The 17,339-nt window shown below is 56.9% G+C and carries 14 protein-coding genes; 7 read left to right on the forward strand and 7 right to left on the reverse strand.

The window, feature by feature from the left end; all coding sequences use genetic code 11:
* Window positions 1–177: 177 nt before the first annotated feature.
* The 7 genes from DNI29_RS14885 to DNI29_RS14910 all read left to right on the forward strand — a co-directional run bounded on the left by DNI29_RS14885 (window position 178) and on the right by DNI29_RS14910 (window position 7,875).
* Complete coding sequence (locus DNI29_RS14885) at window positions 178–1,659, forward strand: hypothetical protein (protein ID WP_110978915.1); 1,482 nt, start codon at window positions 178–180, stop codon at window positions 1,657–1,659.
* 177 nt (window positions 1,660–1,836) lie between these two features.
* A complete protein-coding gene (locus tag DNI29_RS14890; protein ID WP_110978916.1) occupies window positions 1,837–3,297 on the forward strand; it encodes a hypothetical protein in 1,461 nt (486 codons plus the stop codon).
* A 78-nt stretch (window positions 3,298–3,375) separates the two neighbouring features.
* A complete protein-coding gene (locus DNI29_RS24175) occupies window positions 3,376–3,846 on the forward strand; it encodes a hypothetical protein (RefSeq protein WP_123823268.1) in 471 nt (156 codons plus the stop codon).
* A 20-nt stretch (window positions 3,847–3,866) separates the two neighbouring features.
* A complete protein-coding gene (locus tag DNI29_RS14895; protein ID WP_110978917.1) occupies window positions 3,867–4,541 on the forward strand; it encodes a hypothetical protein in 675 nt (224 codons plus the stop codon).
* Window positions 4,542–4,674: 133 nt separating this feature from the next.
* Entirely contained in the window at window positions 4,675–6,864 is a 2,190-nt protein-coding gene (locus DNI29_RS14900) for a prolyl oligopeptidase family serine peptidase (protein ID WP_110978918.1), read from the forward strand.
* A gap of 151 nt (window positions 6,865–7,015) precedes the next feature.
* Entirely contained in the window at window positions 7,016–7,249 is a 234-nt protein-coding gene (locus DNI29_RS14905) for a hypothetical protein (protein WP_110978919.1), read from the forward strand.
* Between the two features lie 134 nt (window positions 7,250–7,383).
* Window positions 7,384–7,875: a GNAT family N-acetyltransferase gene (locus DNI29_RS14910; protein WP_110978920.1), complete on the forward strand. Its 492-nt coding sequence runs from the start codon at window positions 7,384–7,386 to the stop codon at window positions 7,873–7,875.
* A 181-nt stretch (window positions 7,876–8,056) separates the two neighbouring features.
* Here the strand turns inward: DNI29_RS14910 and DNI29_RS14915 are convergent, their stop codons facing one another.
* From DNI29_RS14915 to DNI29_RS14945, 7 genes are all read right to left on the reverse strand, one after another.
* Window positions 8,057–8,359: a DUF4286 family protein gene (locus DNI29_RS14915; protein ID WP_110978921.1), complete on the reverse strand. Its 303-nt coding sequence runs from the start codon at window positions 8,357–8,359 to the stop codon at window positions 8,057–8,059.
* A gap of 122 nt (window positions 8,360–8,481) precedes the next feature.
* Complete coding sequence (locus tag DNI29_RS14920; protein ID WP_110978922.1) at window positions 8,482–8,931, reverse strand: DUF6526 family protein; 450 nt, start codon at window positions 8,929–8,931, stop codon at window positions 8,482–8,484.
* Between the two features lie 233 nt (window positions 8,932–9,164).
* Window positions 9,165–10,430, reverse strand: a complete 1,266-nt coding sequence (locus DNI29_RS14925) for an MFS transporter (RefSeq protein ID WP_110978923.1) — start codon at window positions 10,428–10,430, stop codon at window positions 9,165–9,167.
* A 192-nt stretch (window positions 10,431–10,622) separates the two neighbouring features.
* A complete protein-coding gene (locus tag DNI29_RS14930) occupies window positions 10,623–11,555 on the reverse strand; it encodes a cation diffusion facilitator family transporter (RefSeq protein WP_110978924.1) in 933 nt (310 codons plus the stop codon).
* Between the two features lie 85 nt (window positions 11,556–11,640).
* The gene (locus tag DNI29_RS14935; RefSeq protein ID WP_110978925.1) at window positions 11,641–14,091 is read right to left on the reverse strand and encodes a TonB-dependent receptor; all 2,451 of its coding nucleotides are present in this window, start codon (window positions 14,089–14,091) and stop codon (window positions 11,641–11,643) included.
* Between the two features lie 184 nt (window positions 14,092–14,275).
* Window positions 14,276–14,839: a hypothetical protein gene (locus DNI29_RS14940; protein WP_110978926.1), complete on the reverse strand. Its 564-nt coding sequence runs from the start codon at window positions 14,837–14,839 to the stop codon at window positions 14,276–14,278.
* A gap of 42 nt (window positions 14,840–14,881) precedes the next feature.
* The gene (locus DNI29_RS14945; protein WP_110978927.1) at window positions 14,882–17,308 is read right to left on the reverse strand and encodes a TonB-dependent receptor; all 2,427 of its coding nucleotides are present in this window, start codon (window positions 17,306–17,308) and stop codon (window positions 14,882–14,884) included.
* Between the last annotated feature and the right edge of the window lie 31 nt (window positions 17,309–17,339).

The raw sequence follows: 17,339 nt of genomic DNA on the forward strand, positions 1-17,339 counted from the left end.
TACCGCTTCGTCCTCACAGAAAGGAGTTAGCCAGCGGTAGAGATGCTTCGACTGCGCGGACGCCAGATCAGGCATGACATCGATTATGCCAGTCAGAAAACCCAGGTGCGTTTTGCTATTCCCGATAGAAACTAGATTTAGCTCTGGCTTCACTCCGAACTTCCCAACCAACACCCTATGACCCTTTCCCGTCGCGCTGCTTCTTTGCTTACCGGTCTGCTGCTACTGGCGGCGGGCAGCCACGCCCAAACACCCCTCGGTCAGCCGACGCTAGAGGAGCGTAAGGTGCAGATTTGGTGCGCTACTGCCCGGTTCGTGTATGAGGATACCGGCCACCCGGAGTTGAAAAATCAGTTGCAGTGCGGCGGCACGCTGAAGGCGCTGGAAAACAGTATCAAATCGGATAACCAGCGGGTGTACTCGGCGCTGTATCAGCCGCTGGAAGTGAAAGGTGTGATGTATAAAGGGCTGGGGTCTGACAATTCCCGCCTGCAAACCTTGGTGCGCGAAATTATCAACCGGCTGCGTACTTCTCCCACCCGTAAGGGCAATGCGGTGCGGCTACAGGGCGTGACGAGCCTGGAAACGGCCCTGAAAAACTACGTCGACAACGGGACCCCTATTGGCGAACTGGCCGCGGCAGAGGCAGCTCCCGAAACTGTAGATACCACCGCTGCCACCGACGAGGCTACGGCCGCCGCCCCCGGTGACGCGGGCCTCGACGAGGCCGGTGTTACTACCCCCGTTACCCAAACGAACACCGGAGCAGGAGAAAGCCTAATGAACAAGTTTTTCGGCCCATTGGCCTTGATTTTGTCTTTGCTTAGCCTCGTGCTGTATGCCCTGATGCGCCGAAACATCGGAGCCTTCCAGAAGGAGCTAAGCGCCCGCATCGACAAGCGCCGCGACGAGATTCTGGCCCTGCAGAACTCCCCAGCTGGTGGGAGTGCCCGAACTGCCGGTTCGCCCGCCGCCGACCGACTCACGCCGGCTCAGCAGCGCGAGGTAGAAAAGATGGTGCAGCAGCGGGTAGAGGAAGAAATTCAGAAGTTACGTGGGCAGTTAAGTACCGCACCGGCAGCCGCTATGGCTGCGCCACCCGTTGCGCCTACCCCTGCGCCAGCTCCAACCCCAGCTCCGGTAGTTGCGCCACCCGCCGAGCCGGTTGCTGCTCCCGTGGCGGCCGTGTATGCTGCGCCCGCTCAACCCGCCGAACTGTCGGCAGTGCCGCCACTATCGACTACGGAGGCCTCTGCTGCTTCTCCGCGTGATGAGTTTGAGAGCCTGGTGCCACCCGTGCAGCTCCCTACCCCCCCGGTCGCGCCAAACCCTGCCAACCAGCCCCAGACGCGCTACGTGAAGGTGCCTGTGAATGGAGCGTTCAGCGAGTATGATTTCAGCGAAGAGCCCCAGCACGACAGTATCTACGAGATTTACCTCGATCCGCAGTGGCCTGAACTGGCTACCTTCAGCGTAACCTCCAACCCCGCCGTGCACGCCTACGCCATCCAGAGTGCGCAGTATTCCCTGCGTGAAGCCTGCAAGTACCAGCAGCCTGCCGGCCCGGTTACCCGCATCGTAACGGAAGAAGAAGGTGTGCTGCGCAAAGTAGCCGGCGCCTGGCAGATTGAGCAAAAGGCCGCTATCCGGTTTGAGTAACTAAAAGGTTAAAAGCTAGTTCCCCTCCTCAGCTGAGGAGGGGTTAGGGGTGGTTGACTTGGCATAAAACGTTTTTAGATCTAGAAATCTAAAATTCGTTCTAATGGTCATCAATCACCCCTAACCCCTCCTCAGCTGAGGAGGGGAACTAGCTTTTAGCCGTAGCTTCGTACTTGTATGCTTGAAATCATTCTCGAAGTAGCCGTAGTGGCCGTGGTGGTAGGTCTGCAGATCCGGACGTTTCTGCGGACGCGGGCCAATGCGCTGCGGTTGGCGGCGTTGTATCCGCCCAAGGAAACGTTGCGCGTGGAGCACCGCATTGTGCTGCCCGACGGCCGCGACCTGCCCGAGTACGCCGCCGACGCCCCGCCCGAATCCTTTGCTACCAGCCTGGTAAAGGCCGAAAACGCCTCGCCTCAATTCCAGGAAATCCTGCTCGATACCAACGATTACCTGCGCCACAACAAAGGCGCCGCGGCCGATTTCGGTATTCTCAAGGACATATCGGAGCGGCAGAGTGAGGTGCTGGACAACGAGGTGCAGGCCACCGTGGCTACGCCCCTGTATTTGGGGCTGCTGGGTACCTTCCTGGGTGTTATTCTGGGCCTTGTGGGCATTGCTCGCAACGGCGTATCCGATGAAAATGCCCTGACACCCTTTCTCACCGGCGTGCTCATTGCTATGACAGGCTCCTTCGTGGGCCTGCTCCTGACGCTGCTCGGCAACGGCGTGCTGCGCCAGGCCCGCCAACAGCTCGACCGGCTACAGAACCAGTACTATACCTTCCTGCAGGCCCGTTTGCTACCCGTGCTACACGCGGATATGGCCAGCTCCCTCACCAACCTAAAGTCGGTGCTGGATGCGTTTAACCAGCAGTTTGTGGGCCAGGTGGAGCTGTTCAACCCGCTCATGGACAAGGTGACCCAGAACATCCGGGTGCAGAGTGATTTTCTGGAGCGGCTCGATACCATTGGCTACGACAAGATGGCCGCCGCCAATATTCTGGTGTTCGAAAAGGTGCGCGAGTCGGCGGAGATGTTTGCCGCTTTCACCGGCTACCAGCAGCGGCTGAACGAGATGCTGCAGAACGGCTACCAGTCGGCGCAGAGCGTGAACAGCATCCTGGACCGGCTGCGAGGCTTCGAGAAGGGCATCAACGACCTGGGTCAGTACATCGGCGGCAACAATAATTCAGTGCAGCTGATGCTCGACTTTTTCCAGAAGCACCAGGTAGAGCTGCGCAACCTCAAGGACCGCGCCGAGCAGCACATCGACCAGGCGGGGGTAGGCCTCGCCGAGGTCATGAACCAGCGCCTGGCCTACAACGAGCGGCAAGCCCAACTGGCCTACGAGAAATGGCAGCAGTACTTCGATAAGCTCAATGCCGACAACGTCTTCGAAAAGCTGCTAAAACAGCTGGAGCCATTCCAAAACCTCAACACCCAGCAAGCCGACCTCAGCCGCGACGTTACGGCCACCCAGCGCGAGCTACTGCGCAAAATCGAGCTCGACTCGCAGATTCAAGCCAAGCTGCTCTCCGAGCTTTCCAACCTGAACACGGTGCTGGTAAAGGCTACCTCTAAAAACCGTTTCCAGCGGTTTATGGATAAGCTATTCGGGGGCGTGCGGCCACAGTAAATAAATTGTTTTTATGTAAAAAGTATTATGATTAGACTAATATTAGTTTCAGTGATTGGATTTCTTGTCTCAACTTGTATGCTAGTTAGAAAAGATAAAGCTTTTGTTGATAGTAGAAGAGTTTTGAATATACGGCTTTATCATATGGGTCTTTATACTACAACAAAGCTGCCAATTGATACTTCGTTTATCACAGATAAGTATCACTATTTGTCACGGGTAAATAATATGTTTGTTATTGAATTAAATGATGCTGTGAGTAAAGCTCAAAAAGTTGATGTAAGTGAATTTGGCTATGATATGACAAGGGTATGCTATGTAGTAAAAATGGCAAATAATAAAACTAAAAGAATATTTATAGATCGAGGCGGGAATCATATTATGTACAATAATTTAGTTTATAAAGTTGATTTGCGTATCGCGAATATAATTATCAAATACTTGCTCACGGATTCGTCTGAAGTGCATGGCTCGTTAAATAAACTTTTTTATAACAAAGGAAGGATGAGAGGAATATATACTCCATCAATATTAAGATACGGATCGTAATTTGGTTTTCTCTTCACTCCATGAACAACTCCACTTCCAACAACCGCCAAAGCAACGACTTCTTCTGGCCCAGCTACGTGGACCTGATGACGTCCTTGTTTGTGGTAATGCTGGTGCTGTTCGTGTACAGCTTCAAGCTGTTCAAAGACCGGGAAGGGGAGTTGAAGAAGGCCAACGGCGAGTTGAAAGTAAAAGCCGCCGAGCTGGAGCAGATTACCAAAATCCGCAACTCCCTGCAGCAACTGGAGGGCCGCTACTTCCGCTATGACCCCGCCAACGAGCGGCACGAGCTGCTAGTACCGGTACAGTTCAAGGCCGGCCGCGACGAAATTCAGGACAGCTACAAACCAGCCCTCCTGCAAGCGGGCCGCCGCCTGCGCACCGTGCTCAAAAACATCAAAACCGACCAGCCCGTGCGCTACCTCGTGATTGTGGAAGGCATGGCGGCGCGCTACCCCCAAGGCGACCCGCGGAACGCCCGCGAGGAGCAAACAACCTACCAACTGAGCTACCGCCGCGCCCTGAACCTACTGAACCTCTGGAAGCAAAATGGCCTAAATTTCAGTCAGGACCGCAGCATTGAGCTGATTATTGGGGGTAGTGGGTTCTATGGTACCGGCCGCTACAGCGGCCGCCGCGAGGGCGATAACAAACGCTTTCTGATTCAGGTGATTCCGAAGGTGGGCCGGTTCTAGCCGCATGCCGCTTGGCTTCAGAGTAGCAGAGGGGGTAGGGATATTTGTCGCTTCTTGGCGAGGCACAAATGGCTGGTGGGCTCGGCGGCTTCAGGTAGCGTGTTTATCTTGGGCGCATTCCTACCGTATCCTCATGCAAAAACTGTTTGTTCCCGTACTAGCCTTGGCCGCGCTGGCTTCGTGCCGCTCGTCGCAGTCGGGCACTGCTGCGCCGGAAACTGCCTCCGCCAAAAGAGCTGCTACTTCATCTTCTTCCGCTGTGCAATACCCTGAATCCAAGAAAGGCGACGTCAAAGACGATTACTTCGGCACCACCGTGGCCGACCCTTACCGCTGGCTAGAAGACCTCGACTCGCCCGAAACCAAAGCCTGGGTTGAGGCCCAGAATAAAGTCACGTTTGGCTACCTGGAGAAGATTCCGTTCCGCGACAAGATCCGGGAGCGGCTTACTACCATCTGGAATTACGAGCGGTTTGGGGTGCCCGAGGAAGAAGGCGGCCAGCTGTACTTCAGCAAAAACGACGGCCTCCAGAACCAGGCTGTACTGTACGTGCAGCAAAATGGCCAGGAAGGTCAGCCCGACGTGCTGCTTGACCCCAACAAGTTCTCTGAGGATGGCACTACGGCCCTGGCCGGCACCTACTTTTCCCACGACCACCGCTACCTGGCCTACGCTACCTCCGGCGGCGGCTCTGACTGGCAGCAGATGAAGGTGCTGGACCTGAAAACCCGCCAGCCCCTTTCTGATGAATTGCAGTGGGTGAAAGTATCTGGCGCGGCCTGGTATAAGGATGGCTTTTTCTATAGCCGCTACGATGCGCCGAAGAAGGGCCAAAACCAGCTTTCCGGCAAAAACGAGTTTCATAAGGTGTACTACCACCAGCTCGGCAAGCCGCAAAGCGCGGACAAGCTGGTGTATGAGAACCCCAAGATGCCCCTGGGCTTCCGCACCGTGGGCACCACCGAGGATGAGCGTTTCCTGGTGCTCTACCTCACCGATGGCAAAGCCGACGGCAACCGCCTCTCCGTCCGCGACCTGACCGACCCCAAGCAGGCCAACACCTTCACGCCCCTCATCAGCAACTACGAATACAATAACTCCGTGGTAGGCAACGTGGGCGGACAGCTGCTGGTGTACACGAACTATAAAGCGCCGCGCTACCGTGTGGTGCTCATCGACCCAAAAAAGCCACAGGAAGCCAACTGGAAAGAGGTGCTGCCCGAAACCGAGAACAAGCTCGAGGGCGTGGACCAGGTAGGCGGCTACCTGGTGGCTTCCTACCTCAAGGATGCCAGCTCTCTGGTGAAGGTGTACTCCGAGAAGGGCGAGTTTAAGCACGACGTGGCCTTGCCAGCTATTGGCACGGCAGCTGGTTTCGGTGGGCGTCGCAACGCTAAAACGGTGTACTACGCCTTCACCTCATTTACCTACCCCACCACCATCTATAAGTACGACCTGGCCACGAACACCAGCACCGTGTTCCGCGCTCCTACTGTAGATGTGAAGCCCGAGGACTACGTGACTAACCAAGTGTTCTATCGGAGCAAGGACGGAACGAAGGTGCCTATGTTCATCACCCATAAGAAAGGGATAAAGCTCGATGGGCAGAACCCTACTTACCTCTACGCTTATGGGGGCTTCAATATTTCGCTCACGCCCAGCTTCAGCGTGGCCCGTATGCTGTGGCTAGAAAACGGCGGCGTGCTGGCCATTCCGAACCTGCGTGGTGGGGGCGAATACGGCGAGGCCTGGCACCAGGCCGGCATGACGCCCAACAAGCAGAACGTGTTCGACGACTTTATTGCCGCCGCCGAGTACCTAAAAGTAACCGGCTACACCACCACCGAGAAGCTGGCCATGGCCGGCGGCTCTAACGGTGGCCTGCTGGTGGGTGCTACCATGACCCAGCGCCCCGACCTCTGCGGCGTGGCTTTCCCAGCCGTAGGCGTAATGGACATGTTGCGCTACCAAAAATTCACCATCGGCTGGAACTGGGCACCTGAGTACGGCACCTCCGATAATTACAACCAGTTTCAGAACCTGTACCGCTTCTCGCCCCTGCACACCCTCAAGCCCGGCACCAGCTACCCCGCTACCCTCATTACCACTGCCGACCACGACGACCGGGTAGTGCCTGCCCACTCCTTTAAATTTGCCGCCGCCTTGCAGGCCGCAAACGAAGGCCCACGCCCCCAACTCATTCGGGTAGATGTGAATGCGGGCCACGGCGCCGGCAAAAGCACCAAGCTCCAAATTGAGGAATGGGCCGACATCTGGGCGTTTGCCTACCAGAGCATGGGCGTGAAGCCGTTTAAAAAATGAGTTGCTGGTTGCGAGTTGTCAGTTGCCAGTTATCAGATGTCAGTACGAACAAGGACCATACTGACAACTAGCAACTGATAACTCACAACTGATTTCCCGTATCTTCGCGGCCGCAACTCCCGTAATTGCCTCTGTTCTTTTGCTTTCAGATATGAAAAAAACGTTCCTGTTCGGTCTGCTGGCCGGTTCGCTGCTGCTCTCTACTACCTCATGCAGCAACCCCGATATTAAATCGGATGAAGATGTAGCTACCCAGCCGCTGCCTCCCATCCCGGCTGCTCCCGACACTACCGGTGGTAAAACGCCTTCAGCCAATGAAGCTACCCGCGAAATCAACGCGGTAAACGCTACCGAGGACATCAAGAAGATGCAGCCTACCATGTAATTTGGCCCTTGTGCTACAAATAGCAACGCCCTTCCGCAACCCTGCGGAAGGGCGTTGCTATTTGTAGCATTCACTTAGTCAGTACCGATATTTTACTCCGCGTTGACTGAGAATTCTACCCTACATTAGTCTCTATGTCAAACCTCACAATCCGCCGCGGCCAGGAGGCCGATTTACCCCAGGTGCTGGCCCTGATTCAGGAACTGGCTGAGTTTGAGCGCGCCCCGCACGAGGTAACGAACACGCTGGCCGACATGCAGCGCGACGGCTTCGGACCAGAGCCCATCTTCAAGTTTTTCGTGGCTGAGCAGCCCGATGGTCGCATTATTGGCATTGCGCTCTATTACACGGCCTACTCTACCTGGAAAGGGCGCATGCTCTACCTCGAAGACCTAGTGGTAACAGAGGAGTTGCGCGGCACCGGCATTGGCAAGCGCCTCTTCGATGCCGTAGTGGCCGAGGCCCGCCACACCGGCGCCAACCGCATGAAATGGCAGGTGCTGGAGTGGAACGAGCCCGCCATTGGCTTCTACAAGAAAATTGGGGCCAACCTCGACCCCGAATGGCACAATGGCAACCTCACCGCCGAGCAACTTATGGCCTACCCCTGCGAGGTGGTTCAATAGTGACTAAGCAAGTTGTCATCAGGAGGAGAGGCCGTTTTTCTCTTCAAGGATGAACCTACTAAGCTGACAAGCCCTTACTTCCGCGCTGGAAATAAGGGCTTGTCCGTTTAGTAGGGGGTAGGAACTTCATGAAGAACAGAGGGCATCGTTCTGCTCGCCATGGTAGCTTACTCAGTCATTGCTAGTCTACCACTTCCAGCATGGTGCGGAAAGAGGCGTAGCGGCCGCCGAAGTGCTTCTCAATCTCCTGAATTAAGGCCGGGGCGGCTACTTTCTGATACTCCTGCAATTGCTCTAGGCTCACGCAGTAATACTGAGTGGCGTAGGTGATACCGTTATCTTCTTCGTTGAGCAGGCGGCACAGCTGGCTCTTCAGAAAGAAGCCAGTCGCCATGACGTCGGGCATGTGGGTATCGCGCATGTATTCCACCCACTGATCGGCAATTTCCGGATCGAGGCTGGTCGTGACGTTGTAAAGAATCATAGGGGGTAGGGGCTTGGTGGAGCGCTACAGCAACAATAATATGTGTAGCGGCGGTATGGAATAACACAAAAGTCGGCCAAAAAATCCATGCGGCCTCCTTTTGTCTGCCTACGGCCTACCCCTCAAACGCGCATGTGGTCGAAGTGAAAATCCTGAATGCGGGCCTGAATATCTTTAGAAGAAAGCTTTTCGCGGATAGCAGCCTGTACCAAACCTGGTAGTTCATCATCGCCAGCAAAGCGTAGGGCCAGTAGTTGTTTCAGGTGCAACTGCTCCTCCAAAGGCCGTAGGCTCTGGCCAGTAATTTCAAAGTAGCGCTGCCGCATTTCCAGCCGAATGAGGCGGTCCTGCAGCGTGAGAGCGTAGTGTTGCCGCAGCATTACCAACGTACCGAACCCAACAATGGCCAGCAGCATCACTGTAAACCACAGCCGCGAAACCTCAGAGTCGTCGCCAGCCACGGCTAGGTAGCGGCGGATACTATACAGGGTAAGCACTAGCGCCGCGGGCAGTAGCACAAAGTGGTGCAGCGGGTAGTACATGGGTTTGTTTTGGGTAGGTTGTGCAGGCATAAGCGAACAGGAAAACAGGTATAGAGAAAGAAGCAGATGACTTAACCGACCCGTAGGGAGCAGAGAGGCCCTACCGGGCGTAGGGTTCTGCAGAGGGCAGTAGCGCAAGGGTAGGAGCAGGTCAACCCTAGCCACTGACCAGCTTATTAGCATCAAACGTGAAAAGGCTGCCTCTGAGTTGTCTGGTTTTCGTTCCTGCTACTGTTCAGCAGTAGAATGCAGACAAATACCAGCTATTCTTCCACGTAGTCCAGGTTCTTATCAAAGCTCTCTGGCAGGGTAGCAACCGCCCAGAACGCAATAGCCAGCGAAGCAAATCCCAAAATAGCGGCGCTGCCAATAAGCCCAAATGGACCGCGCAGGGCTTGAAATAGTGGTACCAGCAGTACCACCGAGCCGCGAGCAAAGTTGGGCGCTGTAGTAGCCACAGTGGCCCGCAGGTTTGTGCCAAATTGCTCGGCGGCCACCGTCACGAACAGAGCCCAGAAGCCTACTGAAATGCCCAGCACAAAGCACACCGCATAGAATACGGAGGTGGAGGCTCCTTGAATGCCGAACAGATATACTCCCACCAAAACACCGCAGAACGCCAGAAAGAGCTGCAAGGCCCGGTTACGGCTACGCAGCAATTGGCTGAGCGTGCCACTGGCAAAATCACCGAAAACTAGGCCAAAATAGCACCAGAACACGGCTAAGCCGGCCGTCACATCAGCCTCTTGGCCCACTTCGCGCTGTATGTTTAGGGCACGGCTGAACTCTGGAGCCAGCGTAATCAGGATGCCGACTACAAACCAGAGCGGCACGCCAATAAGCAAGCACTTCGCATAGCGGGTCAGGCGCGGGCCATTGGTGAACAAGGCCAGAAAGTTGCCCCGCTCCACTTCGCTTTTCTTGGTCTGCTCAAACATCCCCGACTCATAAACACCCACTCGCAGGGCCAGCAACGCCAGCCCCAGGCCCCCACCCACAAAATAAGCGTTGCGCCACCCCAGCTTCTGGCCAACCCAGTACGCCAGCATAGCCCCCGATACGCCCACCGTAGCCACAATCATAGTGCCGTAGCCGCGCTTTTCCTTGGGTAGGGTTTCGGAAACCAGGGTAATGCCTGCGCCTAATTCGCCGGCCAAGCCAATACCAGCAATCAGCCGCAGCCAAGCGTACTGCTCAATGGTTTGCACGAAGCCATTGGCAATGTTGGCCAAGGAGTATATCAGAATGGAGCCGAACAGTACTGAAAGCCTACCCCGCTTGTCGCCCAGAATGCCCCACAGAATACCGCCCAGCAGCATGCCGCCCATCTGCATGTTTATCAGGTAAAGGCCTTGGTTCGTGACGGCATCAGGGGCGGTAATACCGAGGTCCTTCAGGCTGTCAACCCGCACGATACTGAACAGAATCAGGTCGTAGATATCAACAAAATAGCCTAGGGCGGCTACTACCACAATGGCGCTGAACAGTCCGGCGGCTTTGGGTGGGGTAGGAGGGGTAGCGGTTTGCATGCGGTGGGAATTGAGAACCGCAGATTACGGAATTTTGCTGTGGTTACAGCAGCCCGGCCCAGTGGTGCTGCCGTCTAACTGGTTAGCTTCAGGCTGACTCCAATTCAGTTGGGCTTGGCTCGGGTTTAGGGGTAGGCAGATGGTACCGGCATCAATTACTCGGGCGCTTTTGGCGTCGGGCCGGGGGCGGCCTTACGCTACCTGTTGGTCGCAGCAGCCGTGGGCGCCCATTAGGGGTAGGTCGTCTTCGAGCTGCACGGTGCAATGATTGATGTTGAATTCATGGAGCAAGTCGTGTTGCAACTCGCGCAGAAACACATTGCCGTTCTGGCCGCCAGGCCGCACCAAGTGCGCCGTAAGGGCGGTGTCCTGGGTGCTAAGAGGCCAGATATGCAGATCATGCACGCCCGTAACGCCGGCCCGACTAAGCAGGAATCGGCGCACCGCAGCCACGTCGATAGCGGCGGGAGCGGCTTGCAGACCCAGTTGCACTGTTTCGCGCAGCAACGACCAGGAGCTGAATGCTATAACTGCCAGAATAACGAAGCTGATGGCTGGGTCGAGCCAGTGCCAGCCAGTGAAGTAAACGAGCGCCCCACCCACTACTACCCCCACCGAAACCAGCATATCGGTCAGCATGTGCAGGTAGGCGCCGCGCACATTTACGTCGCCCTTCTGGCCGTGGCGGAACAGCCAAGCCGTGAATCCATTCACCACAATGCCTAGGCCCGCCAGGCCCATTACTACTGTGCCGTTCACGGGGGCTGGGTTGCGCAGATGGTCAATGGTATCCCAAAGGATAAAGCCCAAGGCCAGATACAGCAGCGCCGCGTTCAGTAGCGCCGCCTGAATAGTAGCGCCCTTGTAGCCATACGTGTAGCGTTCTGTGGCTTGCCGCTTGGCTAGCAGCGCCGCGCCCCAGGCCAGCGCCAAGCTTAACACATCCGACAGGTTGTGTCCGGCATCGGAGAGCAGCGCCGAGGAATTGGCCCAAAAACCACCGGCCGCTTCGCCGGCCACGAAAACCAGGTTCAGGACAATGCCCCACTTAAAGGCCTGGCTGAAGTTTCCATCAGCGGGCGGGCCGTGATGGTGGTGCGAATGGTCGTGGTGGTCGTGGGCCATGAGGTTTCACGCAGTGGTTCGGAGTGAATAACGCAGTAGCTCGCGGTGGACATTCACCCCGAACCACTACATGAAAGATACCTAATTACTTAAACGAAAGCGGAATCAGCAGCTTTACACTCATCGTGCGGCCCATATTAAACACGCCCGTTCGGCCGGTCGCGTAGTTAACGGCGGTGTATTTCAATCGGCTCAGGTGGTTTTGGTAAGCCACATCGAACAGGTTGTTGGCGGCCAGGTAAATAGAAAACAACGTCCGGTCCTTCGTTGATACCACATCGGTACCGAGTCCGGCATTAAACAGCGTGTAGCTGGGGGTAGGCGTTTCGGTGTCGAAGGCGGAGAAGATGCGGTTCTGCTCGAAGTTATGCTCCATGGTAGCCCGGGCATATAGGTTGTGCAGCCGCGAACTGCCTACCTTCCGAAAATTTACCCGCAACTCCGACTGCAACCGGTCGGCCGGAATAAAGGGTAAGTTCTTTTGTCCAGCCGGCTGGTCGAACTCAATAGCCCGCACCATAGAAAAGGAGTTTTCGAAGTGCAGCCAGTCCAGCGGGTGAGGGTGAATGTCAATGCTGACTTCGCCGCCGGCCAGCCGCGCATCGCCTTGGCCGTAGCGGAATACCCGGTCACCTTCCACCGATAAAGAGTCAGAGCCATCAGCGGCCGAAATGCGGCGGGGGAAAATGTAATTGCTGATGCGGTTGCGGAACACATCGGCCGATACACTGACGTGGTCGGAGTTAAAGCTAACGCCTCCGTCGAGCTGGAAGCTGGTTTCAGCCTTTAGATCCGGTTCGCCAATTTCGTAGCGGGTAGTACCCTCGTGAATGCCGTTAGAGCCGAGTTCAGCGATGTTAGGGGCACGAAAGCCGCGAGCTGCGTTGGCCTTTATTACCCACGTCTCGCCCAAGCTATACGAGCCACCCACACTGCCACTCACGTTGCGGAACGTACTCCGGAAATACGGGAATTTCTCCTCGCCTGAACCAGCCGGAACGGGTTGCTCGTCCTCATCGAGGTAGAGGGCATCGGCCGTGATGCGGCGCAGGTCATAGCGAAGCCCGCCGCTGAGGTCCAGGTTGCCAAACGATTTCTTCGTCACGCCGAACAGGCCGCCGTCGAGTAAACTGTACTCCGGAATCAGGAACTCGACGCCCTTGTTGCGGTTTTGCTGCTGCATGCCGCTCACCCCTACCGTAGTATGCCAGCCGTTCATTTCCGGCAGAAACCAGCGCAGGGCATAATCCAGGGTGCGCAGCTGAAAGAATAGAGACTTCTCGTAGTAATCCTCAGGGTTGCCAAACTCCCGGCGCAGGTTCTGTTGCCAGCCCACATTCAGCGTCAGGCGGTGTTGGCCCAGAATGAAGTTGTTGTCGGTGCCGATGCGCAGATGGTTGATCTGCTGACGCGGCACATCTAGCCCGTAGCCCGAGAAGCCGCGGCCCATTACTATTTCTTCCTCACCTAGGCTATTGGTTTTCAAAAACTGGCCCGACAGCGAATCCCGCTCGCCCTCAATCAGGCCCAGAATCTGGTTGAAGCTGTTGAACGTCAGGTGAGAGTAGCCCCAGCTTTTGTTCAGACCCACGTAGCCGCTGCCGTTTAGCTCCCGAAAACCGGAGTTGTACACGCGGCCATCGTAGCGGTTGCGGTAGTCGGCAGCTACTTTGCCCGAGCCGCGCACCTGCCAGTTGAAGCCGTTGAGGTTGCCGGCATTCCAGAGAGAGTAGCCCTGCTGGTAGTTATTGGTTTGATAATTCGCCGTAACGGAACCCAGAATACGACCGTCGTCTACGGGGTCAGGGGGTAGGAAATTGATAACGCCCGCCAGCCCATCGGAGCCATACAGCAGGGAGCCAGGGCCCTTAATGATTTCGGCCCTATCAATACTAAACTCGTCGATTTCAATGCCGTGCTCATCGCCCCACTGCTGGCCTTCCTGCTTGGCCCCGTTGTTGAGCGTGATAACGCGGTTCGAACTCAGACCCCGAATGACGGGCTTACTGATGGCCGCGCCGGTAGTAATCTGGTTTAGGCCGGGCGTGTGTGCAATAGCATCCACGGCGTTGGTAGCGGCCGTTTGGCGCAGGCGTGTCTGGTCCACCACGTTGGTTGGTACCGGAGAGCGGCGCATTTCCGTGCTCGCCGATACACCCGTCACAATTACTTGCCCGATTTCTGTTTCGGCCGGGGTGAGGGCTATGTCCAAGGGCTGACCTGTGCTGGTATCCACGGTACGCACTACGGTGGTGTAGCTTACAAAGCGCACCTGCATCAGAAACCGCCCACGGGGCAGGTTAGCAAACTGAAAACTGCCATCGGGGCCCGCCACTGTGGCTTGCCTCAGATCGGGAAAGACGATGGTAGCGCCCGGCAGCGCCTCGCCACTAGCGGCATCAGTAACACGGCCGGTAACAGACGTGGCTACCCGGGTGGCCCGGATAGGGTTGGGGCCTGTGGCGGGGGTAGGGATTTGGGCCAGTACACTCCCGGACAGCAGAAGCAGGCCGGCAGTTAAGGAGAGCTGAGACATAGAAGTGCAAATTACACGAAGCCAATGAACGGAACCGGCGATGTAAAAGCTGCACGGCCCTCCTACTAATAATAAAGAAAACGCCGACCAAAGGCCGGCGTCTTCCTGGAGTTTCTCCACAACCAAAACGGGAGAAAAGAGAGTAGGGAAGCCGTTTGCAGCCAGCTTCTCCTGAATTGTGCACCTAGCGCACCACAGTGGGGAAGTTTACTTCCACATCGGTGCTGCCGGGCGTAAATGTGCCGTTCTTGGAGCCAGGCTGGTGGCGCAGCGTGATTTTGAGCGTGCCGGTAGTGCCGGTAGCGTTGGCTGCGCCCGTCACGGCCCGTGTCGTCAGCCCGATTTCCAGATTGTTCTTGTCTTTGTCAGTGCGAGTCACGGTCAGGTTAGTGCCTGAGGGCTCGTAGAAGAACAGGTGTTCTTCGGCCTTCTCCTGAATCTCGGCCGTGGTGTTTTCGGCGGGCGTCTTGGTTTCGTCCTTCAGCTCAAGAGTGCCCGTGTAAGTGGTGTTGGGAGCCAGCGTGAGTGTGCCAATAGTAGGAGCCGTGCCACCATCACCATCCAGGTCACGGTACTGCACCGTTAGGGGCGTACCGCCGCCCACCGGCGTCAGGGTGTAGATTAAGGTCGTGATTTGCTCGTTGTCTTCGTCGGGCGTGGGATCCTCGTTGTCATCCTTACAGGCAGAAAGTAGGGTAGTAGAAGCCAGCAGCGCCAGCAGGAAAGGACGGAAAAGGGGAGTGTTCATAAGAAGGAGAAAAGAAAAGGGTGAAGTGAATTGAAAAAGGAATTAGTGCTGCCGACTAAGCTCGAAAGGCACCTGCACCCGCAGGGTCACGTTGCGGCCCATTTCGTCGGCGAAGTAGCGGTAACGGTTCAGGTAGTCGCGGTAGCGTTGGTTGAGAAGGTTGGAACCCGCGAGGCTGATATTGAGCGGCAACCGCCCCCAATGCACAGTGGCGCCGGCCTCTAGCCCCAGCAGCACGTAGCCCGCGGGCGGCAGGGCATAGTCTTTGGCGGTATAATCAGCGGGCACGCGGGTTTGGCGGGCTACTGCGTAGGAGCCCAGCTGCACGTACCTACCCGTCAGGCGCGTGGCCGGCCGCTCGGGCACCGCGTACCGCACCGACAGCTCGGCCCGGTCAGCGGGCATGAAAAAGAGCCATTCATCTTCCTGCGTGTCGCGCCCCCGTACGATGGAGGCTTTGCCGCCTACCTCCCATTGGGGCGCCAACCGGTAGGTAGCGCCTAGGTCCAGGCCTCGCAGCACAGCGTTCGTGCGCTGGTACTGCCAGCTAACCAGCGTGCCCCGAATATTGATGACCGGCGGCAGAATAGGCCGCTGGTAGATGTAGCCGTCAATGGTAGTCTGGTACAAAGTCAGCTCCCCGTTCAGGCGCGGATTGTCGTGCCAGCTAGCTGTTAGGCCGGTGTGGTAGGCCGTTTCGGGCCCCAAAGCCTCATTACCAGGCACCAAGTCGTAGCCCAGCTCGTACTGGGCATTGTGCACGCCGTCGCTGAACCGCTCATTCGCGGCCGGGGCGCGTTGGGTCAGACTGCTTGTCAGGCTGAGGGTGAGGTGAGGAGTAGCATCAAAAATGGCTCCCAGCGAGGCGGCGGGCGTCAGGTAGGTAAACTCGCGTCGGTCTACATAATACACCCCCAGCGTATCGCGGGTGCCACGGCGAGTTTCAAGGGTGCGGTAGTCGGCCCTAATGCCAGCTTCCAACTGCCAGCGGTTGCGCGTCCAGCGCTCAATAGCGAAGGCCCCGGCAATAGTATTGTTGTAGAACGGAATGAAGCCGCGAGTGCCGTCGGCGTAGCGGTTAAACTGGTAGGTGCCCGCTACCCCCACGCTGCCGGTAAACCCTCCTAAAGGGCGGTGCTCCCAGAATAGCTCCCCGGTAGTGGTGCGGTTGGAGTAGCTGAGAGCGGGCCGATTGCGTGCGGCTCGGTCGGCGTTGCGGGCGCTGTACAGGTCGTACTCGTCGCGGTAGTCAGTCTGTTGGCCCAGGGTAGCCGTTAGCTTGCCCGCAGTGCCCGTCCGCACAAAGCCTGTGGCTTTTAGCAGATCATGACTGATTTGTTGGTAAGCCCGGTTGATAGCATAGTTGAAGCCAGAGGTTTCAAGCGGCCGGCGTCGCGCAATGGCCGCGTACAAATCTGACGGGCTTTCGGCGTGGGCAGCCGGCAGAATCCCGAGCTTGGTGTTAAACTGGCTGTAGAAAACCTCTAGGCCGTAGTTTGCCTTACGCCAGCCCACCGCCGCCGAAAAGTCGTATTCTTCAAAGCCTGAATTGCGCAGGTAATAACCCGGAGCCCGCATCGTGCCGGCCCGCTTGACGGTGCCTTGCACCCGCCAGCTCAGCGCCGACAGTTGCCGAACGTTGCCCTCCAGAGTACCCGAAGCCGCTCCCAGCCCGTTGTTGCTCATGCCCACCAAGTTCAATTCGGCCCCAGTGCCAGCAGAGTCGCGGAGGGCTTTAGGCTGTACCAGCACTACCCCCCCAATGGCGTCGGAACCATACCGTACGCTGGCCGCTCCCTTCACTACCGTAAGTTGAGAGGCAATGAATGGGTCAATTTCTGGTCCGTGCTCCTGGCCCCATTGCTGCCCTTCCTGTCGCACGCCATTATTCAGAATGGTCACGCGGTTAGAATGCAGCCCATGAATCATCGGCTTGAAAATGCTTGGACCCGTTTGAATGGCTGTTACCCCCGATATTTTCTGCAAAGCTTCTCCTAAGGCTTGCCCGCGCGTCTGCTGCAAGGCTTGTCCGCTCAGATTGCCGGTAGCCTGGGGGGTAGGAACGTCTATGTGTTGCCCTTCTATCACCGCACCTTTCAGGGCAATAGCATCGGGGTGCAGTTGGAAGTCGCGGAGTACCGCGCCCACTACACGCACCTCTACTGTTTCGGGAGTAAAACCCACAAAGGATACCTGCACATGGTACACGCCAGGGCAGAGGTCGAGGTGGTAGTGGCCGTCGGGTTCGGTTTGCGTAGCCTGCTGGGTTTCCAACACTACTACCGTAGCCCCGGCCAGGGCCCCGCGCGACTCATGGTCTTGCACGCGGCCACTTAGCAGCAGGGAGCACCCGCTAGGAGCCGCTGACTGGGCCGCTAATTGCCCGAGAGGTAGCGTGCACAGCAGCACTACTCCCGGCAACCACCGAGTCAGGCGGCTCCAGGAGTGGCCCGGAGCGCGGAAAAGCATAAAAAAAAGGGATACTGCCGAAGGAAATCAA

Origin of the sequence: Hymenobacter sediminis (assembly GCF_003231285.1) — a bacterium.
Lineage (GTDB): Bacteria > Bacteroidota > Bacteroidia > Cytophagales > Hymenobacteraceae > Hymenobacter > Hymenobacter sediminis.